This window comes from Streptomyces sp. NBC_01635, assembly GCF_045209715.1.
GTDB lineage: Bacteria > Actinomycetota > Actinomycetes > Streptomycetales > Streptomycetaceae > Streptomyces > Streptomyces hirsutus.
In genome coordinates, this window is record NZ_CP109277.1 from 242,372 (window position 1) to 266,346 (window position 23,975).

Annotated in this window: 18 protein-coding genes and 7 pseudogenes; 6 read left to right on the forward strand and 19 right to left on the reverse strand. The window is 68.0% G+C overall.

The features are described from left to right. Positions 1 to 203: 203 nt before the first annotated feature. The 3 genes from OHB56_RS01215 to OHB56_RS01225 form a co-directional block, all read right to left on the reverse strand. Entirely contained in the window at positions 204 to 488 is a 285-nt protein-coding gene (locus tag OHB56_RS01215; RefSeq protein WP_326750762.1) for a hypothetical protein, read from the reverse strand. 459 nt (positions 489 to 947) lie between these two features. Next, positions 948 to 2,723, reverse strand: a complete 1,776-nt coding sequence (locus OHB56_RS01220) for a ThuA domain-containing protein (RefSeq protein WP_406351117.1) — start codon at positions 2,721 to 2,723, stop codon at positions 948 to 950. Positions 2,724 to 2,740: 17 nt separating this feature from the next. Further along, complete coding sequence (locus OHB56_RS01225; RefSeq protein WP_406351119.1) at positions 2,741 to 5,587, reverse strand: PQQ-dependent sugar dehydrogenase; 2,847 nt, start codon at positions 5,585 to 5,587, stop codon at positions 2,741 to 2,743. A gap of 287 nt (positions 5,588 to 5,874) precedes the next feature. Here OHB56_RS01225 and OHB56_RS01230 point away from each other — a divergent pair. After that, a pseudogene (locus tag OHB56_RS01230) lies at positions 5,875 to 6,021 on the forward strand (IS6 family transposase); the annotation flags it as partial. Positions 6,022 to 6,124: 103 nt separating this feature from the next. Here the strand turns inward: OHB56_RS01230 and OHB56_RS01235 are convergent. From OHB56_RS01235 to OHB56_RS01260, 6 genes and pseudogenes are all read right to left on the reverse strand, one after another. Beyond that, positions 6,125 to 6,379, reverse strand: a pseudogene (locus tag OHB56_RS01235) (glycosyltransferase); the annotation flags it as partial. 131 nt (positions 6,380 to 6,510) lie between these two features. Beyond that, positions 6,511 to 7,050 carry a hypothetical protein gene (locus tag OHB56_RS01240; RefSeq protein WP_326750765.1) on the reverse strand — a complete coding sequence of 180 codons (540 nt, stop codon included), beginning with the start codon at positions 7,048 to 7,050 and terminating at the stop codon, positions 6,511 to 6,513. Positions 7,051 to 7,060: 10 nt separating this feature from the next. Further along, on the reverse strand, positions 7,061 to 7,330 hold the full coding sequence (locus tag OHB56_RS01245; protein WP_326750766.1) for a hypothetical protein: 270 nt from the start codon (positions 7,328 to 7,330) through the stop codon (positions 7,061 to 7,063). 320 nt (positions 7,331 to 7,650) lie between these two features. Further along, positions 7,651 to 9,825 (reverse strand): MMPL family transporter, encoded by a 2,175-nt coding sequence (locus tag OHB56_RS01250; protein ID WP_326750767.1) that lies wholly within the window; start codon positions 9,823 to 9,825, stop codon positions 7,651 to 7,653. A gap of 26 nt (positions 9,826 to 9,851) precedes the next feature. Continuing rightward, entirely contained in the window at positions 9,852 to 10,400 is a 549-nt protein-coding gene (locus OHB56_RS01255) for a TetR family transcriptional regulator (protein ID WP_326750768.1), read from the reverse strand. A 413-nt stretch (positions 10,401 to 10,813) separates the two neighbouring features. Further along, on the reverse strand, positions 10,814 to 10,939 hold the full coding sequence (locus tag OHB56_RS01260; RefSeq protein ID WP_326750769.1) for a hypothetical protein: 126 nt from the start codon (positions 10,937 to 10,939) through the stop codon (positions 10,814 to 10,816). Positions 10,940 to 11,296: 357 nt separating this feature from the next. On the opposite strand from OHB56_RS01260, the gene OHB56_RS01265 reads away from it, so the two are divergent. Then, on the forward strand, positions 11,297 to 11,725 hold the full coding sequence (locus tag OHB56_RS01265) for a VOC family protein (RefSeq protein ID WP_406351122.1): 429 nt from the start codon (positions 11,297 to 11,299) through the stop codon (positions 11,723 to 11,725). Between the two features lie 72 nt (positions 11,726 to 11,797). Here OHB56_RS01265 and OHB56_RS01270 read toward each other — a convergent pair. Beyond that, positions 11,798 to 12,565, reverse strand: a pseudogene (locus OHB56_RS01270) (transposase); the annotation flags it as partial. Between the two features lie 781 nt (positions 12,566 to 13,346). On the opposite strand from OHB56_RS01270, the gene OHB56_RS01275 reads away from it, so the two are divergent. From OHB56_RS01275 to OHB56_RS01285, 3 genes and pseudogenes are all read left to right on the forward strand, one after another. Then, complete coding sequence (locus OHB56_RS01275) at positions 13,347 to 14,156, forward strand: transposase family protein (RefSeq protein ID WP_326757295.1); 810 nt, start codon at positions 13,347 to 13,349, stop codon at positions 14,154 to 14,156. A 169-nt stretch (positions 14,157 to 14,325) separates the two neighbouring features. Next, a pseudogene (locus OHB56_RS01280) lies at positions 14,326 to 14,537 on the forward strand (ISAzo13 family transposase); the annotation flags it as partial. Positions 14,538 to 14,638: 101 nt separating this feature from the next. Then, positions 14,639 to 15,256: pseudogene (locus OHB56_RS01285) on the forward strand (IS5 family transposase); the annotation flags it as partial. 134 nt (positions 15,257 to 15,390) lie between these two features. On the opposite strand, the gene OHB56_RS01290 reads toward OHB56_RS01285, so the two are convergent. Then, positions 15,391 to 16,215, reverse strand: a complete 825-nt coding sequence (locus tag OHB56_RS01290; protein WP_406351124.1) for an NAD(P)H-binding protein — start codon at positions 16,213 to 16,215, stop codon at positions 15,391 to 15,393. 63 nt (positions 16,216 to 16,278) lie between these two features. On the opposite strand from OHB56_RS01290, the gene OHB56_RS01295 reads away from it, so the two are divergent. Beyond that, the gene (locus OHB56_RS01295) at positions 16,279 to 16,965 is read left to right on the forward strand and encodes a helix-turn-helix domain-containing protein (RefSeq protein ID WP_406351126.1); all 687 of its coding nucleotides are present in this window, start codon (positions 16,279 to 16,281) and stop codon (positions 16,963 to 16,965) included. Between the two features lie 18 nt (positions 16,966 to 16,983). Here OHB56_RS01295 and OHB56_RS01300 read toward each other — a convergent pair. From OHB56_RS01300 to OHB56_RS01335, 8 genes and pseudogenes are all read right to left on the reverse strand, one after another. Next, a pseudogene (locus tag OHB56_RS01300) lies at positions 16,984 to 17,139 on the reverse strand (IS5/IS1182 family transposase); the annotation flags it as partial. 374 nt (positions 17,140 to 17,513) lie between these two features. Then, the gene (locus OHB56_RS01305; protein WP_406351128.1) at positions 17,514 to 17,981 is read right to left on the reverse strand and encodes an SAM-dependent methyltransferase; all 468 of its coding nucleotides are present in this window, start codon (positions 17,979 to 17,981) and stop codon (positions 17,514 to 17,516) included. A 21-nt stretch (positions 17,982 to 18,002) separates the two neighbouring features. Further along, positions 18,003 to 18,172: pseudogene (locus tag OHB56_RS01310) on the reverse strand (transposase); the annotation flags it as partial. Between the two features lie 209 nt (positions 18,173 to 18,381). Beyond that, positions 18,382 to 19,038, reverse strand: coding sequence for an HAD family hydrolase (locus OHB56_RS01315; RefSeq protein ID WP_326750774.1), 657 nt, complete (start codon positions 19,036 to 19,038; stop codon positions 18,382 to 18,384). 377 nt (positions 19,039 to 19,415) lie between these two features. After that, on the reverse strand, positions 19,416 to 20,009 hold the full coding sequence (locus tag OHB56_RS01320) for an isochorismatase family protein (protein WP_326750775.1): 594 nt from the start codon (positions 20,007 to 20,009) through the stop codon (positions 19,416 to 19,418). 93 nt (positions 20,010 to 20,102) lie between these two features. Next, positions 20,103 to 20,348, reverse strand: a complete 246-nt coding sequence (locus OHB56_RS01325; protein ID WP_406351130.1) for a DUF6207 family protein — start codon at positions 20,346 to 20,348, stop codon at positions 20,103 to 20,105. A 572-nt stretch (positions 20,349 to 20,920) separates the two neighbouring features. Continuing rightward, positions 20,921 to 22,960, reverse strand: a complete 2,040-nt coding sequence (locus OHB56_RS01330; RefSeq protein ID WP_406351131.1) for a S8 family serine peptidase — start codon at positions 22,958 to 22,960, stop codon at positions 20,921 to 20,923. A gap of 42 nt (positions 22,961 to 23,002) precedes the next feature. Beyond that, complete coding sequence (locus OHB56_RS01335; protein ID WP_406351133.1) at positions 23,003 to 23,947, reverse strand: endonuclease/exonuclease/phosphatase family protein; 945 nt, start codon at positions 23,945 to 23,947, stop codon at positions 23,003 to 23,005. Positions 23,948 to 23,975 lie beyond the last annotated feature (28 nt).

Here is a 23,975-nt window from a genome sequence, read left to right on the forward strand (position 1 = left end):
TGAAACGATCATTTGAGTCATGTGGTCGATGCCGGGATCCCGGACGATCAAGCCGTCTGAGCACCAGAAGTAGCAGTCGCCTGAAGGGTGCTGCAGAAGGCCGTGATCTCGCAGGTCGGAGCTCTGATCACGGCCTTCTGCAACACGTTTTAGCACTCCACAGGCACCGCCCGACGCAGCTGGTGTTCCGGGAGAGGGCTGGGTCACCTGGGCGCGGGCCTGATCCGGCGCGTGTTCTCCCGGCCGCAGGCCACGCAGACGATCCACTCGCACAGCCAGTCGTCGTAGACGAAGGCCTCGCTCGCGCGGTTGCAGTCCTCCTCGCCGCAAAAGACGCACTCCCCGTACTCGCCGGTGAGGCGCCGGAACGGGTGAAGGATCGGCCGGTCCCCGAGGTCCGGACGTCCCAGCCACCCGCAGCCCGGACAGTTCCACCATTCCTTGGTCTTTCTCCAGGGCCCGGACCCGGACCGGGTGGTCTCCTGCACCAGGTCCTGCCCGCATCGCGGGCAGGACCGCGGGAGAGCGCCGCCTGGACGATCGACATGCTCGACTCCCACGACGCGCCGCCTCCCCCGGATTCGTCTACGCCTTCAACCTATGTCGGCGCAGGCGGCAGAGAGTGGAAAGCGGACGCGGCCAGCGCAGCAAACGGGGGGACCGACTGATCACAAACGGGCCGAGGGAAAGGAGCACACTCAGGGATGGCGGCCCGATCGCTCAGGGAAGCCGTGGGCTCGTGCCAATCGCCGACGTTGATACCCGCGGGCTGTTGATGTCCACGATCCGCGGTTGACTATTTTCCCCGGAAGCTGAACACCGACGCGTGCTCCCCGCCATGCGCACGGCGGGGAGCACGCGTCGGTGACTATGGGTGAGGGCCGGCATGTACGACGACCCTCACCAGCATGTGCAGTGCCGCAACGGTCTATGGGTGGCTCAGGCCGTCATGGCAGGGTCCATTTCTGGTTGGGTCCGGTGTGGCAGGTCCACAGGTGGACGGGGGTGCCGTCGTTCCAGGTGCCGCCGGACGCGTCGAGACATCTGGCGGACTGGGGGTTGCGGACCGTGCCGTCGGACTGGGGCGCCCATTTCTGCGCACCGGTTCCGTTGCAGGTCCAGAGTTGAACCTTGGTGCCATCGGCGCTCGCGCCGCCGGAGACGTCGAGGCATTTGCCCAGGGCCCGGAAGGTACCGTCGCCGGCCAGGGTCCACGTCTGGGCGCCGCTCCCGTTACAGGTCCACAGCTGGACCTTGGTACCGTCCGCACTGCCGCCACCGTCCACGTCCAGACACTTGCCGTTGACTCCCTTGACCGAGCCCGACCGGGGGCCCGGCTGCGTGTCGCCCGATGTCTTGATCCGAACGTTGCGGAAGGCGACGTCGTCGCCGTCGCCGTGGTTCTGGATGCCGATGTGGCCCTGCTGGAGACTGCGCGCGGGGTCGGTACTGGTGAAGTCGTTGATCTTGCGCCCGTTGAGGAAGATCTCCAGTCGTTCGCCGGTGACGCGGAGCTCGTAGGTGTTCCACTCGCCGGGCGGGTTCAGTGCGGCGTCACGTGCGACGATGTCGGCGGACTTGAACCCGTACACGGCACCCGTGGTGCGGTCGGCCGCATCGGTCGCGTCGATCTGGATTTCATAGCCGCTGTTCACCGCGGACCAGGGGTCGTCGGAGGCGGGGAAGCCGATGAAGACGCCCGAGTTGTCATCGCCGGCGGCCTTCCAGTCGAGCTTGAGGGAGTAGTCGCCGGTGAACTCCTTGGCGGAGTACCAGAGCATCCCGAGCCCGCCGTACGAGGTGAGGGTGCTGTCGGCGAGGGTGAACCCGCCGGGACCGGCCTGTTTCCAGCCGGTCGTGGCGGAGCCGTCGAACAGGGGCGTGTAGCCGGTCTCGGGGCGGCAGTCCGCCTCGGTCATGCCGGCCGCCCAGCGGATGCCGCCGAGGAGATGCCGGCGGAACGCGGGCTCGGCGTAGGACTCGTCGGTGTGGCCGCCGCCGGTGTAGAAAGCCCGGCCGCCCTGGTAGTCCTTGCACCAGGCGATCGGGTGGTCGCCGGACATGTTCCCGCCCGAGTAGCTGGACTCGTCGAGGGAGGCCAGCACGTGGGCGGTGGTGCGGGGGTTGGTGCGGTAGTTGTACCACTCGTCGGTGCGCTGCCAGGTTGTGCCGAGATGGGCGGTGGCGTCGTGGGCGCGGTCCTCGACCTCGACGGTGGCGGACTGGATGGCCGGATGGGAGTGGAAGAGAGCGCCGGCCAGTCCCTCGTAGAAGGGCCAGTCGTACTCGGTGTCGGCCGCCGCGTGGATGCCGACGTACCCGCCGCCCTCCTTGATGTACTGCTCGAAGGCGGCCTGCTGTGCGGTGCCGAGCACGTCACCGGTCGTGGAGAGGAAGACGACCGCCTCGTAGCGGGCGAGATTTCCGGTGGTGAAGACCTGGGGGTCTTCGGACGCGTCCACGGTGAAGTTGTTGGCCGTACCAAGGGCCCGCAGTGCCGCGATGCCGTCGTCGATGGAGGAGTGCCGGAAGCCGGCGGTCCTGGAGAAGACCAGGACCTCGTAGGCGGGATCGGCAGCCGGCGCGGGGCGTGGGGCCGCCTCCGCCCGTGGGGACACGCTGGTCGGCTGGTCACCGACACCAGACGCGGCCATCGCCTGTGGTGTCATACAGAGCGCGATACCGGCGAACAGGCCGAGAGCCGCCTTGAGTCGAGTGTGCATGGACGGTCGCCTCCTTCCTACGGAAGAGTCCATTTCTGGTTGGGTCCGGTGTGGCAGGTCCACAGGTGGACGGGGGTGCCGTCGTTCCAGGTGCCGCCGGACGCGTCGAGACATCTGGCGGACTGGGGGTTGCGGACCGTGCCGTCGGACTGGGGCGCCCATTTCTGCGCACCGGTTCCGTTGCAGGTCCAGAGTTGAACCTTGGTGCCATCGGCGCTCGCGCCGCCGGAGACGTCGAGGCATTTGCCCAGGGCCCGGAAGGTACCGTCGCCGGCCAGGGTCCACGTCTGGGCGCCGCTCCCGTTACAGGTCCACAGCTGGACCTTGGTACCGTCCGCACTGCCGCCACCGTCCACGTCCAGACACTTGCCGTTGACTCCCTTGACCGAGCCCGACCGGGTTCCGCTGCCGGAGATGGTGAAGGAGTACTCGTCGACATCGAACAGCGAGCCGGCGCCGCCCTTGAAGACCAGGAACAGCGTCGTGGAACCGGCGGGCTGACGGGACAGGTCAGCGGTCACGTCCTGGAAGACCTCCCAGCCGCCGGTCACCGGCACGGTCGCCGTGCCGAGCACGGTGCCGGTCGGGGACCCGGCGCGTACCTCGATGGTGCCGCCCGCGCCTGCGGAGGAGACCCGGGCCGTGAACTTGGTGGTGTTGTCGAGGGCGTACGGGGTGAAGGAGATCCAGTCGCCGTTGTCGATGTGGCCGACGGTCTTGCCGCCATGGGCAGGGCTGTGGTTGACGACCTGGACACCGGCGGAGTCGCCGTAGTGCTCGGCCTGCCGGTGGGTGGGCTGGCTGATGTGCTGGTCGTGTGTGGTCAGCGCGGGCTGGCCGTTCGCGCCCTTGTCGGTGTACTCGGCGTCGATGACACCGAAGATGTTGGCGTTGGGGTCGTGTTCGCCGTCGGCCAGGGTCTGCAGCGTGCCGGTGCAGCCGGTGGTCGAAGTCTGCGGGTGGCCGTGGCTGTCGTGCCCGACGATGAACGAGACCTTCACCTTGGAGCAGTCGACGGTGCCGTCCTCAGGGTCGGTCACCGTCACTGCGAACGGGATCGCGGCGCCGAAGTCGTAGATGCGTCCGTCCGCAGGGAGGTCGATCCTCACTGTGGGGGCGGTGTTCCCGACGGTGATCTGCACGGAGGCCGTAGCGGTCTTGCCGGTGGTGTCCGTGACCTTCAGTGTGGCCGTGTACTGGCCGTTGGCCGAGTAGGTGTGGGAGGTATTGGCGGCGGTGGAGGTCGCGCCGTCGCCGAAGGCCCACGAGTAGCCGAGGGCGTCTCCGTCCGGGTCCGAACTGCCGGCCGAGGAGAAGGAGACGGTCAGAGGTGCCGTGCCGGAGGTGACGTTCGCCTTGGCCTGCGCGATCGGGGCGCGGCCGCCGGTGACGTGTTCGATGCGGTACAGGGCGGAGTTTTCGTCGCCGTTGAAGTAGCCGGTGCCGTAGTCGAGGACGTAGAGGGCGCCGTCCGGGCCGAAAGCCATGTCCATCACCTGGGTGCCGCTCCAGGGGAAGGGGTTGATGGACTGCACGGTGCCGTCGTCGGCCGCTTCGATGCGCTTGATCCAGCGGCGGCCGAACTCGCCGGCGAAGAAGTCGCCGTCGAACTCCTGCGGGAACTTGACCTCGGAGGTGGAGCCGGCGTCGTAGCGGTAGACGGGGCCGCCCATGGGAGACTCGGAGCCGCCGCCGAACTCCGGTACGGAGGTGCCGTTGTAGGGGATCCAGGAGGGTTGGGCAGGCGGCAGGTCGGTCAGGCCGGTGTTGTGCGGCGAGGTGTTCTTGGGTGCCGAGCAGTCGAAGGTGGTGCCCGGAGTTCCGGTGGCGAAGTTGTAATCGGTGTAGGCGTCGTTCTTGCCGGTGCAGTACGGCCAGCCGTAGTTGCCTGCCTTGGTGATGCGGTTGAACTCGACCTGGCCCTCGGGCCCTCGATCGGGCTTCGCGGTTCCTGAGTCGGGACCGTAGTCGCCGAGGTAGACGGTGCCTGTGGCCTTGTCGACGCTCATCCGGAACGGATTGCGAAAGCCCATCGCGTAGATCTCGGGCCGGGTCCTGGCGGTACCGGGCGGGAAGAGGTTGCCACTGGGTGTCGAGTACGTTCCGTCGGCGTTGACCTTGATGCGCAGGACCTTTCCGCGCAGGTCGTTGGTGTTGCCGGAGGAACGCTGGGCGTCATAGGCGGGGTTGCGGGTCGCACGCTCGTCGATCGGGGTGTAGCCGTCGGAGGCGAACGGGTTGGTGTCGTCGCCGGTCGACAGGTAGAGGTTGCCCGCCGCGTCGAAGTCGATGTCGCCGCCGACGTGACAGCAGATGCCGCGGGACGCCGGGACGTCGAGGATCTTTTTCTCGCTGGCCGGATCCAGGGTGCCGTCGGTCTTCAGGACGAACCGGGAGAGCCGGTTGACACCGTCGAACGGCGTGAAGTCGGAGGCCGATCCGTCGGAGGGGGCGTCACCGCTCGGAGTGCTCAGTTTGGGGGCGTAGTACAGGTAGACGAAGCGGTTGGAGGCGAAGGCCGGGTCCACCGCGACGCCTTGCAGGCCTTCTTCGTCATGGCTGTAGACGTCGAGTTTGCCCGCCACCTTCGTGTTTCCGGCTCCGTCCGTGAGCCGGACGGTGCCGTCGCGCGAGGTGTGCAGTACCGAACGGTCCGGCAGCACGGTCAGGGTCATGGGCTCGCCCGTTTCGGTCACCCCCTTGGCAAGCGTGACCTGCTGGAACTCCGCGACCGCTGCCCTGGGGCCGTCGGCTGGGTCCGGTGGTGCGGCAGCCGCTGCTCCCGGTGTCAAGCAGCCGGTGGCACACACCACCGCCAGCGCTAACGAGCGGACGAGTCTGGGTCTGAGCAGTTTTGTGCGCACAGACGTCTCCCGAGGTGTGGGGTAGACAACAGGACATGATCAGTCCTGTCGAGGGGAGCACCGGCGCGCGCCGTCGCGCCGTCGAGCCAGGCTTCAGGTGCATGAACGGTTCGATTCAAGGAAGTTAGCGGCCTTGGTTCCGGCGCGTAACCCCTTTCGCGAGAGATCTCTCGACTTTCTCCTTGATCGGGACAAAGCCCGCGGGGTGTCGGATGTGGGGCGTTGTCGCATGGGCTGACCGGCCTGGGACGATCTTGGAGTTGACCGTGCCGGGGAGGGGATCGCTCGTGTCGTCCGCGTCGCCGCCGTACAAGGACTACCGGTGCCTGGTGGAGATCGTCGCGCACTGTGTGCGGCTGCACTTCCGCTTTCCGCTCGGCTTCCGCGAGGTCGAGGAGCCGATGCTCGAGCGCGGCGTGCTCGTCTCCCACGAGGGCCGGGGAGGCAGCCCGTGGCGGCCCGCTCGATCAGATGCGCGGCCGTATGCAGCCCGTCGCGTGCCCGGATCGTCTCACCGGCCTCGGTGAGGGTGCGCCGCAGAGTCGTATCGCCGAGCAGACGGCCGATCGAGCCGTGGAGTTGGGCGTCGGTGAAGCGGTGCGGGCCGAGCCGGACGCCGTAACCCAGTTCGGCCATGCGCTGGGCGTTGTCGTACTGGTCCCAGAACAGCGGCAGCAGGATCATGGGCTTGCCGAAGTGGAGGGCCTCGGTCGTCGTGTTGTTGCCGCCGTGCGTGATTCTGCCTGCTTCTCGCCAGTCGCACCTCCACCCAGGTACAGGACAAAGAACCAACGAGGCTCATGTGCTGATGAGTTGAGAGGTCGAACATCTCCCTCGACGGCACAGGAGCCTCGTACGCTGCGGGGACCGGCCTTGTCACCCGGTCAGTGGCTACTCCGAGAACGCTCAATGAGCCCCCTTTGTCACTCCTGCCCCAGCCGTGGGCCGCTGGTCCCCCTGCGGAGTGTCTCGCGCATGTCGCGCAGGCGCCGCAGTTGCCGGCCGCCCTGCCACGTCAGCAACGGCAGGAGGACCGCGCCGAGCAGACCGCAGACCAGCGCCTGCCGTACATGGCCCAAGAGGAGCGGGGCGGTGACGAGCAGCGCGTACATCAGGTAGAGAACCACCAAGGCGGAGCCCCGGTGCCGGGTGCGGTGCAGCCGCTGCTCCACCAGGTTCAGCATGGTCTTCTGGTCGATGAGGGAAGAGGGAATCCCTCCTCGGCGCAGTTGCCGGTCCAGGATCACCAGGCGGTCGGCCGAGCCGTGGGCCGTGCGCTTCTCCCTTGCCCGCAGCACCAGCAGGACGGCCACCGCCCCCGCCGACGTCACGGCGGCTCGCGTCAGCACCACGAGGGGCGGCTCACCCGGCGACATCAGCATGATCACCGCCCAGCCGAGGAGGACGGTGAGCAGCACCTGGGCCCACACGTGGCGGCCGAAAAAGGTGTTGATCCGTTCCACCGTCGCTCCCCTACCGCCCGGACTGGACGTTCCCGCGCCGGACGCCCACCGTCCGGGCGGTCAGTGCGGCCGCCAGCAGTGCGCAGGTCACCACGCTGTACGCCCATCCAGTCGTATCGCGCATCACGCCGACGATGCTCCATACCGCCCACAGTGCGAGCACCACGCACAGTGCTGTCGAAGCGATGTCAGCGACGCGTGCACGTAACCGGGCACGCTGACGTGTGCCCGGTTCGAGGTCACCGAGTTCCCGGCCGCCGTGCGCTTGGCGTACTCCCATGGCCCGTCTCTTTTCGGACTTTCGCCTTGTTCACCCCATGGGGCATACCGGTTACCCCCGGTCGGAGGCGTCAAGCAGCAAACAAATCGGGGGAGTTGGGGCGCCGCGGTCCGTTGCCGCCTCGTGCCGGGGACACCGGGCGCGCCGCCCTTGCGGTTGCCTCCGAGGTAGAGACGTGCCCGACGACTGTCGTGTCGTAACCGTCGCCGTTCAGATCGCCCAGGGCCGGATTGCGAGGAAAGGGGAGGAACGGGGGGAGGACGGGAGCGCTGTGCGGCTCCCGTCCTCCGGGGTGCGGTCCGGTCCGGCCGGTGCGCGGGTCAGACCGAGACGGGGGTCTCGTCGCGCGTCTCCACGGCCAGCTGCCGGTTCAGCTTCTCGCCCTCGATGTCGAGGTCGGGCAGGACCTTGTCGACGGGCTTGGGCAGCCACCAGGCGGCACGGCCGAGCAGCGACATCACCGCCGGAACCAGCGCCATACGGACGACGAAGGCGTCGATGACCACGCCGACGGCGAGGGCGAACCCGATGGATTTGATGATCGGGTCGTCCATCAGGACGAAACCACCGAACACGGACGTCATGATGAGCGCGGCGGCCGTGACGACGCGGGCGTTGTGGCCCATGCCGCTGACCATGGCCTCCTGCGGGTCGGCGCCGTGGACGAAGTCCTCACGCATGCGGGAGACGAGGAAGACCTCGTAGTCCATGGCGAGGCCGAACAGGATGCCGATGAGCAGGATCGGCAGGAAGCTCACCAGCGGGCCGGGGGTGTCGACGCCCACCAGGCCGGCGAGGTGGCCCTCCTGGAAGATGGCGACGGTGATGCCGAAGGTCGCGCCCACGGTGAGCAGGAAGCCCAGGGCTGCCTTCAGCGGTACCAGGAGCGACCGGAAGACCAGCATGAGCAACAGGATGGACAGGCCCACCACCAGGAGCAGATACACCGGCAGGGCGTCGGCGAGCTTCTCCGAGACGTCGATGCCCAGGGCGGTCGCGCCGGTGAGGGCGATGTCGGCGCCCTCGATGTCCGCGACCCGGTCGCGGATGTCGTGGACGGCGTCCTCGGTGGCGACGGCGGTCGGGCCGGCCTCGGGGATGATGGCCAGCAGGGCGGTGGTGCCCTGCTCGTTCAACTGCGGTGGGGCCACGGTCAGGATGCCGTCGGTGTCCTTGATGAGAGCGGTGGCCTTCTCGGCGGCCGCCCCGGTGGACTGCGCGTCCTCACCGTTGACGACGGCGACGAGACGGCCGTTGAAGCCCTCGCCGAAGCCCTCGGACGTCAGGTCGTACGCCTCGCGTGCGGGGGAGCCCTCGGCGGCGGTGCCCGCGTCCGGCAGGGCTATACGCATGTCCTGGGCCGGGAGGGTGAGCGCGCCCAGCCCGAGGATGCCGATGACCAGGAGCGGGATGCGCAGCTTGGTGACGAGCCGGCCCCAGGTGAAGCCGAAGCCCTCGGCGACGGGGCCGTCCTCGGCGGTGTGCCCACCCCCACCCGCGTGACGCTGCTTGCGCGGCAGGATCTTCTTGCCGGCGAAGGAGAGGAAGGCCGGCAGCAGGGTGAGGGCGACCAGCACGGCGACAGCGACGGTGCCCGCCGCGGCCAGGCCCATCACACTCAGGAAGGGGATGCCGACGACGGAGAGGCCGGCCAGGGCGATGACGACGGTGGCACCGGCGAAGACGACGGCGGAGCCGGCGGTGCCGGTCGCGCGGCCGGCGGCCTCCTCGGGCTGGAGGCCCTCGGCGAGGTACTGGCGGTAGCGGGAGGTGATGAAGAGCGAGTAGTCGATGCCGACGGCCAGGCCCAGCATCAGCGCCAGGACGGGGGCGGTGGAGGTCAGTTCGATGACACCGGTCAGGGAGAAGAGGCCGGCCATGCCGACCGCGACGCCGATCAGCGCGTTCAGCAGGGTCATGCCGGCGGCGACCAGCGAGCCGAAGGTGACGACCAGGACCACCGCGGCGACCAGGACGCCGAGCGCCTCGGTGGAGCCGATCTCCACCTCACCGCCCATGACCTCGCCGCCGTGCTCGACCCGCAGGCCCTCGACGTCGGCGCCGACGGCCTCGTAGGCCGACTTCTGCGCGTCGGTGACCTCGTCGGCGGCCTTGTCGAACTGCACCTGGATGAGGGCATAGCGGCCGTCCTGGGAGACGGCGCCGGTCTGGAACGGGTCCATGGCGGCGGTGACGCCGTCGGTCTCGGAGGCTTCCTTCACCACGGGTGCCACCGCGGCGGGGTCCAGTTCCTCGCCTTCGGGCGCGGCGACGACGATGGTGCCGGTGGCTCCGCCGGCCTGCGGGAACTGCCGGTCGAGGTCGTCCAGCGCCCGCTGGGACTCGGTGCCCGGCATGGAGAACTTGTCACTGGTCGGGCCCATCAGGGTGGCGGCTCCGACACCCAGCAGGGTCAGCAGGAGCAGCCAGACCGCGGCTATTCGGCCACTTCTGCGGAAGGAGAACCGCCCGAGCCGGTACAGCAAGGTCGCCATGGAGGAGGGGTCTTTCCGTTAGGGGGTCAACTGGGGGTGTGGTCAAGCGTCCGCAGCGCACTGCGGATCATTTCGGCGCGCAGCACCTCGTCCGGCGCCACCTCGTCATCGGTGGCACTGGTGATGAAGACGGCGCCCAGCACCATCCACGCCGCCACCCGGGCCGGTGCCTGCCGCGAGCGGCCGGCCAGCGCGTCCAGCAGCCCGTCCGCCAACTCCATGACGTTGAGGTCCTGGTGGCAGGACATCTCGGCGATGTCCTCGAAGAGAAGCCGGATCTCGCGGCGGAACCGCAGCGTCAGGTCGACGTATCCGACGACGGTCTCCTCCACCAGCCGGCCGCCCTCCAGCCCGGCCACGCGGTCGAGCAGCGTGGCGAGGGCGTCCTGAGCCGGGGTCAGCAGCTCGGTGAGGATCTTTTCCTTGCCGGCGAAGTGGTAGAGGAGTGACGCCTTCGAGCAGCCCGCGTCGGAGGCGATGTCCTGCAATGAGGTGCCGCGGAAGCCATGCACGGCGAACAGTCGCAGTGCCGACTCCAGGATCTGACCGCGCATGGCGGAGGTGGAGCGTGCCATGCGCCAAACATAACTGTCCGATCGGTCAGAACTGACCGATCGGACAGCGTGCTGCTGTGGCTTGCATCACGCTTCCTGCCAGAGGCTTGTGCGTGGCGCACGCGGCCGACTTCGTCGGCTCGCGCCCGTAAGCACCGGTCCTCGGAGAGTGCGACGCTGCGGGGCGGGCATCTCGCCGCGTCAGCACCCGTGGGCCGGCGTCGCCGTCGGCAGCGCCTGGCGCGCGGCCGTCCTCGTGCACGCCGGTATCCGACTGCGCTCGTTCCCGGCCCGCAACGCGCTGTACGGCGCCGCGATCGTTGTGTCGCACATGGGGCGCTGGGGGAAGGCCGCCGACCCGCCGTACGGTGCGCTGGTCCCTCTGCACCGACACCCCCGCGGGTGTCTGGCCGTGCGGGCGCAGGCACCGCCGCTCAGGCGATCACGGCAGCGGTCTGCCGACCAGTTCCGGTGTAGCGCCGGTCCGGCCGCGGGCCCGGGTGGTCGTGGTCGGCGTCGTAGGCCCGGCGGCGCAGCACCTGCTCGTCATCACGGCCCATCCGTTCAGCCTCGCAGCCGCCGCTGACAGCGCCGACCTGGCTGTGCCAGGTGCGGAAGAAGGGCCTGGCGGGGTTGCGGGCGCGCACGGCTCGGGGTGGGTGCGGTTTCCGGCCCTCACCCGGGAGGGGTCTTTTCCGCAGGTACGGCCCCGGGCCGCAGGCTGCCCTCGGGAAATGCGGTGAGGGCCGTGGCCGACGGCCTGGTCCGGAACGACGGGCAATCCCTTGGAGGCATCGACATCGGGTCAACCTCTGCGACTGCACGACGCAGCAGCGGCTCGCAAGGGCCGTTCTCCCGTCAACGTGCAGATCTCTAAAGGGAGATGAGCAACAGAGCCTCCCTGTTATGGTGCGCCTGTGTCATCGATCAAGCAGTTCCAAGTCACCTTCGACTGCGCGGAACCTGAGCGTCTCGCTCGCTTTTGGTGCGAGGTGTTGGGGTACGTCGTACCCCCGCCACCGGCGGAGTTCGCCACTTGGGACGATTTCAACCGCTCCCAGGCTCCCGAGGATCAGGGTTCATGGTTCGCCTGCGGTGATCCCTCAGGGGTGGGCCCACGACTGTACTTTCAGCGCGTTCCCGAAGGCAAGGCTTCCAAGAATCGGCTGCATCTTGACGTGAGAGTCGGTACCGGACTCGTGGGGGAAGAGCGCCTGGCCGCGCTCGAGGCCGAATGCGCACGGCTGATCCCGCTCGGCGCGGTACGCGTACGGCTCCTGTATGACGGCACCGATTCGTGCATCGTGATGCAGGACATCGAGGGCAACGAGTTCTGTCTCGACTGAGTATCCTCCGAGCCGGCGAGGTGGGGAGCCGCCTCCCTTGGACCTCTCTGGCCTCGTAGGGGGCGGGATTTGTCCCGTAAGGGCGAAGCTGTGCAGCCGGTCGATGCCGAGCATTGCTGTGTGAACGCCGTCGCCCTTCAGACGGCAGTCGCGAAGGATCTTCCAGGTCTTCATCCGCGCGAAGACGTGCTCGCCCCAAGCCCGGACCTTGCGGTGGGAGGAGTTGCGCTCCTCCTTCCAAACAGGCAGTTCGGTCTGGCCGCGTTCGCGGCGGCGCGGGATGACCAGGCCGGTGCCCCAATAACCGCCGTCCGCGATGACCGTGGCCCAGCCGACGGCGGCCTTCGCGCCAGACAGTTCCCACGCCTTGCAAGCGTTGCGGTTGCCGGTAACCGGCCGGCCGACCGCGACGACTAATCGGAGGTCGGCGTCGATAACGACCTGGTGGTCGGTCGAGTACTGGTAGTTCTTCGACTGCTCGGCAACCGCACGATCCCGCGTGGGGACCAAGGTGCCGTCGACGATCAGCACGACGTCCTCACGGAACCGCTGAGGAGGCTGGAGCGCGAGCCACAATCCGAGGTGACCGGCAATGCGGTCAGCGGCCGACTTCGACACCCCGAACAGCGGGGCGAACTGCCGCGGCGTCAATTCATTACGCCAGTAGGCCGCTAATGGCAGGATCCAGTCCTCCAGGGGCAGGCTCTACAGCCTCCCCTTGTATACCGGGTTCGCACTCTCGCGCCGCATCGCAGTGACCAGCTTGCCGAACTGCCGCGGGCTCAACCCGGTGAACGGGGCTGTCCAGGAACGCTCCGACGCCGTGATCACACCAGCCACCACAAGATCATCTCATCCTTGACCAGCAGTTACGGGACACCCCTTGGTCAGGCATGCGCGTGACGTGGTGCAGTCGCCCTCCGTGATGCGGCGTGGTGTGCAGGAGTGTCTGAACCTGCGGCCGTCAAGCGCTGCAGCCACAGGGAGGCCGTGAGCAAGAGGCCCGTGAAGACGGCCAGGAGGAGGGCGGACACCCACATCTGCCGGCTCCCGGGAGACTGCCAGCCAGTCCAGGCAGTCGATGCCGCCCACAGCAGGACGCCCGCCATGTAGAAGGCGCGGACCCGGCGCAGCTGCCGCACGGCTCGCAGGGACATGACGCGATCAGTCTTGGATGCCATGCCGACCCGTATACCCCCATGCGCGCTGTCCAGCGGTTCGGGTTCGTCCTGCTGTTTCGCTGGTTCGGTCGCCTTGGCTCTTGTTGCTGGGGCGCCCTTCGAAGTCGCGTCGTACTGCCGCACCTCGGTCTTCGATGAGCCCTGCACCGTCGGGAAAGTCCAGAACGGCATCGCAGTGCCTGCACAGTTTCCCGTCTTCGGCCGGCGTACCGCACGCCTTGCAGAACCGGTTGCCCTTCTCGTTTTCAGTCTTCTCTGCCATGACTCTCCGGGACAGGGTGAGTGACGTTTTCTCAGCGAAATGATCTACGCGAAGCGGCATGAACCGCTCCATGCGTGAGCAGGCCGGACGGACTGGGCCCGGCCGTGGACAGACGTAAAGCCCCTGGTAGGACAGGTCTCACCACAAGATCATGTCCGTAACCACCAGAGGCTTCACGTTGGTCACCTATGTTGCCACGCTCGATGTCCCGCGCCACGTCGTGGACCACCTCTCGCGTCTGCTCGCCGCCCACCGCCGCCGAATCGGCACTCCGCGAGGCAGCCGGGCGCTCGGCCCGTTCCGCCAGGCCGTGCTGGTGCTGCGTTGGTTCCGCGAACGCGGCTGCGTGCACTGCCTGGCCCGCGACGCGGGCGTCTCTCAGGCCACCGGCTACCGCTACCTGCACGAGGGCATCGACGTCCTCGCCGCCCAGGCCCCGGACCTGCACGCGGTCCTGGACCACTGCCGACGCGCGGGGATGACCCACGTGATCCTCGACGGCACACTGATCGAATCGGACCGCCTCGCCGGCGTCCGCGACAACGGCAACGACTGGTGGTTCAGCCAGAAACACAAGGCGTTCGGCGGCAACGTGCAGTTCCTGGCCGCTCCGGACGGCACCCCGCTGTGGGTCTCCGACGTCGAACCCGGCTCCACCCCCGACGTCACCGCCGCCCGCATCCACGCCCTGCCCGCCCTCTACAAGGCGGCGGCCGACGGGCTGCCGACCCTGGCCGACAAGGGCTACATCGGCGCCGGCATCGGCATCCTCATTCCCGTCCGCCGCCCCAACAACCAGTCCGAGCAGGCACTTTGCGCGGACACCCGTGCCTTCAACACCCTCGTGCGGAGCGTTCGGGCCCTGGGCGAGCGCACCGCTGCCGAGCTCAAGCAGCGCTGGCGCACGCTGCAGCACGTCACCCTCAGCCCCAGCCGGATCGGCGACATCGCCCGCGCCGCCCTCGTCCTCAACGGAATCTGGAAGTGACCATCGTTGAGAAAACCTCAGTGGTGAGGGATACGAAGTACCCATGACGTCGGTGTTGATGCGCCAAGGGCTTGCAGATCATCAACGTGTTGCTTCCCGTTCCGGAGCTCGTTGACGTGGTATGTGCATCCCAGACGAGATCTGCGGCTAACTCGCCGCGAAGTCCGCGGTGTTGTTCCCGCATCTGGACAAGCGGCAGGACGACTGTCCATGGCTGCCGAAGCCCGGGTGCTGGGGCATGGCGGTGTCAGGGCAGTCGCGCGGACGGCTGCGGTGAGCGAGACGACGGTCCGCAAAGGTGTGTTCGAGCTGGAGGCCGGAGAGGAACCGTCGGGCCGGGTGCGGCGGCCGGGCGGGGGCCGAAAGCGGGGCGCGGATCTAAGAAATCGCGTAGATAGGCACGATGGGGCACCTCGGAAGCAAGACGGGCACAGGGCCTGGTGATTATGGAGTTGCGACGCTCTGTGATCACCGGGAGACCTGTGCCTGCCTTGCCGTCATGGCTGACCGAACCACTCTGGAACCAATTCGCGGCGCTGCTGCCCCAGCGGCCCACCTACGATCCAGCCCACCCGCTGGGCTGTCACCGCCCGCGGATCAGCGACCGGACCATCTTCGACAAGCTCCTGAAACTCCTTCGCTTTGGCTGCTCCTACGAAGCCATAGCGGACACCACTTGCTCGGCCACCACGATCCGCAACCGCCGCGACGAGTGGATCCGGCTCGGCGTCTTCACCCGGCTCCGGCACATCGCCTTGCAGGCGTACGATCGCATCATCGGCCTGGTGTTGGACCAGATCGCCGTCGACGGGTCGATCACCAAAGCGCCCGGAGGCGGAGAAGTCGCCGGACGCTCCCCCGTCGAACGCGGCAAGCAGGGACTCAAGCGCTCAGGCATGACCGACGAGTACGGAATCCCGCTGGGCCGCGTCCTGGCCGGAGCGAACTGCCACGACTCGGCGCTGCTCGCCCCCACCCTGGACCTGCTGGATGGCCTCGGTCCTCTGCCCGACGCCATCACTGTGCACCTGGACGCCGGCTACGACTCGGCCAGGACCCGCACCACCCTTGACGAACGCGGACTACGCGGCTGGATCGCGTACCGCTGGGACGACCGCCCCACCCGGCGACCATGACCCCACACCCATCTGCGCGAGTTCTCACCAGCTCCAGCGAGGCACCAAAGGAGAACGGGCTCTATCCCTTGAGCAACGAGGGCCTCTCACCCGAGAGCCTATCGGCCGTCGGCGGCGGGTTGTGGCATTGCCGCGAATGCCTCCCGGTGATCGCGCGCCCACTGCTCGAACGTGCCCGCCGGTCGGCCGAGCACCCGCGGCACGTGGTCGGTGACGTAGGCCGCGCCGCCAGCGCGCGCCCAGCCGATGCCAGTGATCATCCCGGCTGGCAACTGGTCGAGCGTGCTCGCATCGGTGATCTTGACCCGCCGTTCCAGCACGCGCTCCAGGATCGCCGCCTGGTCTGTGAACGTCAGCAGCTTTGGCCCTGTCAGGTCGTACCGCTGCCCGTTGTGCGCATCGCTGGTCATGGCGACAACGGCGACCGCGGCCACGTCCCTCGGGTCGACGATGGCCTGCCGGGAATCGCCGGTCATGTTCGGGATCGGTTCTCCGGTCTGGATCAGCGCCCGGTAGCGCAGGAAGTTCGACGCGAAGCTCGGCGGGCGGAGTATCGTCCACACGAACCCGCTGGCCTCGATCGCCTCCTCTGCAGCGAGGTGCCACGCGCCGACGGTCGCCCCCTCGAACCGCTCGCCGCTGCCGATCGCGGACAGCTTCACGATCTTACGGACGCCCGCCGCCCGTGCGGCCGTCATCAGGGCGATGTCGTGGTCAGCGGTCGGCGCGGGCGGCGCGGTCACCAGGAAGACCGTGTCGACGCCGGCCACCGCGTCCGCCAGCGACGCCGGGTCGGCGAAGTCGGCCCGCACTCCGCCGGGCCGCTCACGGCGGGACATCGCCCGAAACGGCACGCCCCGCTCGGTGAGCAGACGGACGACATGACTACCTATGGTGCCGGTGGCACCGGTAACAAGGATCATGTCCCGACGATGACAGCGCCCTCACGCCGCGTGATAGGAAGTTTCGGCACTATCGTGGACCGCGTGAGCTCTCTTGTCGTGCCGCCTGCCCTTCTGCGTTGGGTGGCCGGGATCGATGTCGCTGCGGCGGCCGGTTCGCCGGCGGTCGATGTACCCGATCACGCCATCACGCTTCTCCTGCGCAGCGACAAGCGTGAGTTGATGGTCATGGGCCCCCGTACCAGGGCCGGCTATCACGTCAGCGCGCCCGGTCATTCGTGCGTGCGGGTTCGCATGCGGCCGGGGCGCGCCCAAGCCCTCCTTGGCCGTCCGCTGCGTGATCTCGCCGACCGGGCCCTGCCGCTCCGCGAATTACCGGGCCTGGACGTTGACCAGTTCGCCGCTGATCCGGTCGCCGCTCTCGAAGGAGCATTGGCCGACCGCCCGGAGCCCCCGGAGCGGCTCGAAGAGGCGGCACGCCTAATGGCCCGCGCCACCGTCGCCACAACCGCGGCCCGGTTGCACATCAGTGAGCGCCGCCTGTACACCTTGTTCACCGAAGGCACCGGCTTGTCCCCCAAGCACTTCGCACGCATTGACCGCGTTCGCACTGTGCTCGTGACTGATGCCGGCCGATGGTCTGACATCGCCGCGACGGCGGGTTACTACGACCAGTCCCACATGACGGCCGAGTTCCGCCACTTCATGGGTGTCCCGCCGGCCGCGTTCACCGCAGGTCGGCGTCCCGCCGCGACTCCGTGCACTGCCTGAGTTCCACGACCGGCAAAAGAGGAGTTTCAGGAGCTTGTCGAAGATGGTCCGGTCGCTGATCCGCGGGCGGTGACAGCCCAGCGGGTGGGCTGGATCGTAGGTGGGCCGCTGGGGCAGCAGCGCCGCGAATTGGTTCCAGAGTGGTTCGGTCAGCCATGACGGCAAGGCAGGCACAGGTCTCCCGGTGATCACAGAGCGTCGCAACTCCATAATCACCCGGCCCTGTGCCCGTCTTGCTTCCGAGGTGCCCCATCGTGCCTACCTGCGCGATTTCTAAAGCGTGTTGCAGAGCGGTCCGAAAGATCACGCCGCGCCTCGTGCGCAAGATCGACATGCACTGCCAGTTGATAGGAAACCGGACAAAAGTAAGCCATCGACGCGTCGGTTCATGACGGGAAGCCAGCGCTGAACCCGTTCTGCGACAGGCTTCAGGTCGTGCCCTTCTCCTTGGGTCGGGCGGTCAGTTGATCGGACATGCCTGCCCGATCAGCACTCCAGCCGCATTCGCGACCTGTCATAGGGTAAGGCGGTGAGGGTGGGGGGGCCGTTTACGGCTGGAAGTACTCCGACATCAGGCGGCTGACCCATTCCGGCTGCTTGATGTTCACCGCGCAGAACTCCTCCATCGTCGGTTTCAGGTCAATGACCGGGGTGCCGGAGACCGCGTCGAGGCCCACCACCGTCAGTTCGCGGCCGTGGACGGATTCGATGGCGCAGCACGTTACCCCGATGCGGTTCGGTCTGCGGGGGCCACGGCCTGCGAAGACACCAACGGGCGGGAGGTCGGAGCGGCCGCGGTAGGGGCGGGGTTCGCGGTAGTCGTCGTGTTCCGGGAACTGGTCGAAGATGAAGAGGATCTCCACGTGGGAGAAGCCCTCCAGACCCTGGAGGCACGCCTCGCCGAAGCGCTCGTCGATGGTGATCGTGCTGCGGACGGCGCCCCAGTTGTCCGTGTGCTGGACGTCCGTTCGATTGTTCCGGACTGTACCTATCGGTGTGACCTCGAAACTTGGCATGGCAAGGTTCTATCGCTTTGGTCAGCCTCGTGCCCAGACGAGGATGGCGGCGAGGTGGAGTGCGGCCTGGTAGGCGAGGGCGAGTTTGTCGCACTGTGTGGCCAGGCCGCCCACTGCTTGAGACGGTTGATGCAGCGTTCGATGGTGGTGCGCTGCTTGTATGCCTCGGCGTCGAAACCCGGTGGGCGCCCGAGCCAGACGCACGCCACCGGCCACGCAGGCCACGCAGGCAGCGCCGGCCACCGACGCCTCGAGCGACTGCGCCAGCAGGTCAGATCCCGTTCACAGGCCAGGTCCCCGCAGGACCACCCGCCAGGCCCCGACGACGGCACCCGCCTCCCGTCGTACCGCATCCGTCATACAAGCCATGCGCCTGTGGGCGCCCCGCGGTGATCGTTCCTCACGCCAGCGGGCTGTCGGCCAGAAACGCGAGCAGCTGGGCGGGGTCGTCGTAGACCGCCCGCGCGCCCGCCTCCTCCAGGTCGGCGCGCGGGATCCCCCCGCACAGCACGCCGATGCAGTGCACTCCGGCCCTGCTGCCCGCCTTCATGTCCCACACGGTGTCACCGACGAACACCGCGCGCTCGGCGGGCACCCCCGCAAGCTCCAGGGCGTGTTCGACGGGTTCGGCGGCCGGTTTGCCCTGCTCCACGTCGTCGGCGCTGGCCGTGGCCTTGATCGCGTCGTCCGCGTCGATCGCCCGGCGCAGCGCGGACAGCTCCGCGCCCCCGGCGGAGGTGGCGAGCACCACCGTCCAGCCACCCTGGTCGAGACGGCGCAGCAGCCGACCGGCGTCCCGCAGCGCGGGCAGCCGGTCGAAATACTGCCCGTAGAGGGCCTTGTGGGCGGCGCTCAGCTCCTCGTCCAGGTCCTTGTCCCGGTCGTCTCCGAGCAGATGGGCGACGAGGTCCTCGGAGCCGAGCCCGACGGTCCGGTGGATCGCGTGCATCGGCACCTGGTGGCCCGCCTGCCGGAACGCCTCCCACCAGGTGGTCACGTGGAGGTGGTTGGTGTCGACGAGAGTTCCGTCGACGTCGAACAGGGCAGCTCGTTCCATGCGCCGGTCCCTTCCTCCCTGTCGTCGTGCGCCGCGGACATATGCCGTCCCGTTCCGCGGACGTCCGCGTCGGTACGGGTTCCACGTCAAGGGCTTGTCACTCCGGCCGGAATGCAACGTGGCACGGCGGCCAGGAGACGGCTGCTCAACGTCTGTACGCGGACTCTGTCCATAAGCCCGCGCCCCGAGCATCGCTCGTGAGGCCACCGCGATCAGCCTGGGGCTTTCCCGGTGTCGGGCGTCCCGGATGCCGATCGAGCCAGAGGCAGAAGGGTCCGCAAGCCGAAATGGCCCGCCCCTTGTAACCCGTGGTTGAGACAGGCCTGCGAGCCTGCCGGTGACCGGTGGCTCTGGACGACGTCGAACCGGTGCCAGGACTATTCCGGTACCGGCACCTCGCCGGAGACCGCAACGCCGGCCTGGCGGAAGTCGTCCAGAGCGGCAGCCGTCGTGTGCGGGGCAACCCCGACCGAGTAATCCAGGCGTACACGCGTACGAAAGCCCGCCGCGACGGCATCCAGAGCGGTCGCACGCACACAGTGGTCCGTCGCGATGCCCACCACATCGACGTCTTCGACCCCGCGGGTGATCAGCCACTGTGCCAGAGAGGTTCCCTCCGCGTCCGCGCCTTCGAAGCCGCTCTTGGAGGCGCTGTGGGCGCCCTTGAAGAAAACGGCGTGCACCTTGCCGTCCGTGATGACAGGCGCGAAGTGGGGATGGAACTCAGATCCTTCGCCTCCTGCCACGCAGTGGACGGGAAAGCTGTCCTGGAAGTCCGGGTTTTCGGAGAAGTGACTGCCCGGATCGATGTGATGATCCCGGGTGGCCACCACGTAGCGGTAGTCACGCCCCGCGCTCTGCTCGACCAGTTCCGCGATCGCCGAGGCGATCCGCGCGCCTCCCGCCACGGGAACGCTGCCCCCTTCGCAGAAATCGTTCTGCACATCCACCACGATCAGGCTCCGGCTCATCACGAACACCTTCCAGAACGGTGGAACATAGGAAAGAACTGCTTCGGAAACTCTTCCGACAGTGGTCGAGCACAGCCGGCAGCGCCCGACCTGTTACGCCGAACGGGTGCCCCCGTGCCGGGCACCCTCGTGTACTGGCTTGGCAACCAGGACGGGCGACCACTGCAGCCGGCCCGCTCGGCGGAGATCCAGGCAGCAACGCTGCCTTACGCCGGGCCGGCCCGGGACTTTGGTCCTGCGGTCGGCAGTCGCAGTCGCAGTCGCAGTCGCCCAGCATCCGGCAAGCGCTGCTCGGAAGGCGAGGGCGGTGTCGGCGTCCGCGGCTGCGGCATCGACCACGATCAGTCCCCGGCTCTACGAGGTGTTCGTCCCTGATCGGCTTCATGCCCTGGCCGACGTCTCAGACGTCGACGCCGGTTCGTCGGACCCGAAGCCATGGGCGGTGACGGTGTGCAGAGCTTCGTGTTGCCGCGGCCGTTGCCGGTGCACATCGGGAGGTGCGCCGGGTGCGGCGCATACGTCCTTCGAGGCGTCTCCGGTCCCTCAGTCGGAGGGCTCTTTTCGGGGCTCGGCCGCACCACGCATGATGGCCGGTACTGCGATCATGCCTATACCCGCCAGCACCCAGATCGTGAACCCTGACTTTCACCAGACTTTCACCAGCAAATGAAGAACGGACAAACGGCTGCGCATCCCATCAACGCTGCCGTGGCGACTTGAATCCTTGCCGTCCCTTTCGAGGGCGGCACGTTTTTCTTCTCTCAGGTCGACCGGGATGGGGCCGCCGAGTGCTGTGCCGGCTGCCAGTGCACCTGACGTGAGACTGCCGCCTGCCACATCTTGACACGCCATCAGCCGACCGCACCCCCACCCACGTGACGACGCCCCGGCGGACCACAGCCGGCAGCCAGTCAGGAAACGTGCCACGCGAAGGCGTAGGGCTGCGGGAAGCGGGTGATGCGGTGAGCGTGGACGATGACCGCGACGTCTCCGGTGGGGATGTCGTCCCACTGGACCTGTTCGACGTTGTTGGTGCGGTCGAACTCGACGGACGTGCCCACGTTGCCGTGGCGCTCACGGCCGTCGGCGGTCCGGACGACGAGGTCGAGATCGTTCTGCAGGGCCGCGCCGGGAGGGTCCGTCCAGACCAGTGTGACTTTGAACGTCGGCTCCGGACCGCCGTCCCGCTCCGGGATCCCTATGCGCAGCAGCTCCTGTTCGCCCTGGTCCAGCGGGCCGCCCTCGTGGAAGCCCACATGTTCGTCGTCTCCGGGGAGGGCCACCGAGCGGGAGAGGTCCACGCGGCCGAAGCCGGAGTCGTTGTTGGGCGACGGGCCCGCCTCCGAGGGGTTGTACTGGCCAGGGAGTTCGACCGCACCGTTGATCAGCATGGCTTTGATGAGCGCCGCGCTCGGCTGGGGGGTGCCGTTCTTCACCAGGGTCTCGCGCAGGACCGCCACGCAACCGGCGACCAGGGGCGTGGCCATGCTGGTGCCGCTCAAGAAGAAGAACTTCGGGTCCGCGGAGGCGCCGAAGGGGTTACCGGGGATACTCGCCGCGGCACGTGACAGCGTGGAGAGGATCGAGGTGCCCGGGCCGACGACGTCCGGCTTGATCCGGCCTTCCCGGGTCGGCCCGCGGTTGCTGAAGGCCGCCATTCCGTCCGGGTTGTCCGCCTGACGATCGTCGCGGATCGGGTTGACGGGGAAGTCCCGGCCCCAGAGTTGGCCGTAGGTGGAGCGGATTCCCGGGCGACCGTTCTCGCTGGCCCCGACGGTAATGCAGTTCTTGGCCGTCCCTTCCGATCCGACGTCCCCCAGGTTGACGCGACCGTCACGGTCCCGGTCATTGCCGTCGTTGCCCGCCGCGAAACAGATGACGAGGTCCTGGTTGCGCCAGACCACGTCGTCGATCTCGAACGCGCTCCTGTCGTACGGCAGCCCCGGCACGGTCGAGCCCCAGGAGTTGGTGTGCACGCGCGCGCCGTCGTTGTCGTAGGGAGGTGTGAAGAGGTCGCGCAGGTCCACGGGGATTCCGCCGAGCCTCCCGTTGCGGTCCAGGAGCGACTGCAGCACCAGGGTGGCCCGGGGCGCGGTGCCCTGGACGGCCCCACCCATCGCGGCGGACGCGGCGTCGCCGAGCACGGAGCCCGCGACGTGGGTGCCGTGCCCGTCGGGGTCGTCCGTCCGGGTGGGCCGGCCGAGGGCGTACAGACGGGCGATCCGGCCCGTGAAGGCGCTGTGCACATTCGTGGTGGAGCCCAGGTCGAAGCCGGTGTCGGCCACCGCCACGACCTGCCCCTCACCCTGCTGCGGCGTGCCGTCCACGACCACGTCGGCGTGCATGATCGGTCGGGCGACGCTGTTGTACAGACTCCGCTCGGGGACTTCCTCGACCTGCCGCACCTCGTCCACGGCCGTGAGCGCGGCCAGGGACTCCTCCGGCACCGCCACACGGAATTTGCCGCGGGCCGGACGCAGGTCGTCGGGGCCGAGTCCGGCCGCCACCGCGATCCGCTGCCGCACTTCGTACGAGCCCGAGTCGACATCCTCATGAAGGACGATGTCGACGGTGCGCGTCCCTGGAACCAGGGCGTCGGCGGGTGCCCGAAGGACCGAGATGTCCGGCCGCATCCCTTCCCCGCGCAGCGAAGAAGCGATCTTGAAACCATCGAGATACACATCCGCCCAGGTCACGAAGGGCAGGTCGCGTACCGCGTCCAGGTCGGACGGCTGGTAACCGCACAGATACGTGTTCTCCGGCACGTACTCGTGGATCACCGCGCCCAGCTGAGTCAGCTGCGCCTTCTCCTCGGCAGAGAGCACGTGGTCGGTCTGGACGAGCAAGTAGTTGGACCGGGAGGCGTCCTCGGCGATCAGGGAGGCGTCGGCCAGCTCGTTTCTCTGGGCCAGCGGGTCGACCGTCACCCCGTTGATGGTGATGCGAGCCATGCTTGCGCTCCGTATTCCGTAGATTCTGCCTTTCAGGGGTTTTCAGGCGATGGTGAAGTCCATGACAAGGGGACAGTGGTCGGACGCCTTGGGCTTGTCTGTGCCGACGCCCGGGAACCGCGGCCCGGTGTAACGGGCCGCTCGCAGCGGCATGCCCTTGCGGAGGATTTCGGGCACCGACTCCGCGGACGCCGCGGCGACGGAGACCGAGGGGAGCAGGTAGTCAAGTTGCCGGTATTCCTTGCCCTCCTGAAAGAAGTGGGTCCACTGGTCGGCCTCGGGAAGCCGGGTCACCACGTTCTCGACCTGGTCCCATTCGACGAGACCGTCGATACCGGAGCTGCCGTCCGGCCCGAGGTAGTCGTTGAGGTCGCCGAGGATGACGAACGAATGGTCTCCGGGCGAGGCTGATCCGAAGCGCCCCGTGACGAGCTCCTCCACCTTCGCGGCCTGGCGCTGCCTCTTTCCCCGGGTTTCGGGGCGCCCACCCTTCATGGACTTGAAGTGGTTGACGAAGAGCGTCACGGTCGTGCTCTTCGATTCGCTCTCCCTCACCTCGACATCGACCTCGAGGCAGTCCCGCGAGAACAGCGCCGCGGTCGGACTCACGGGGTCCATCAGGTGCTGGTGCGAGCGGATGCGGGTGATGGGCAGCTTGGACAGCACGGCGACGTCGATGAGGCGTGGATCATTGCCGTCCACTCCCGCGACATAGGGGTACTCGGCGCGCCCGCCGAGGGCCTGTGCCCGGAAGTGCTTCAGGGTATCGACGTTCTCGACCTCCTGGAGAGCGAGCACATCCGCGCGGATCTCACGCACCGCTGCACCCGTGATGGCCTTGTCGTCGACACCCAGCTCCTCGAACTGGGTCTGCTCGACGACCCAACCGCGTGTGTTCGCGGTAGCGGGGACGACACCGTCTTTGAACCGCCATCGGGCGAAGAGGTTCTCGACGTTGAAAGTCGCCAATCGCACAGTGGTGGACATGGGCCCTCCCACGACCGGATCACAGCCC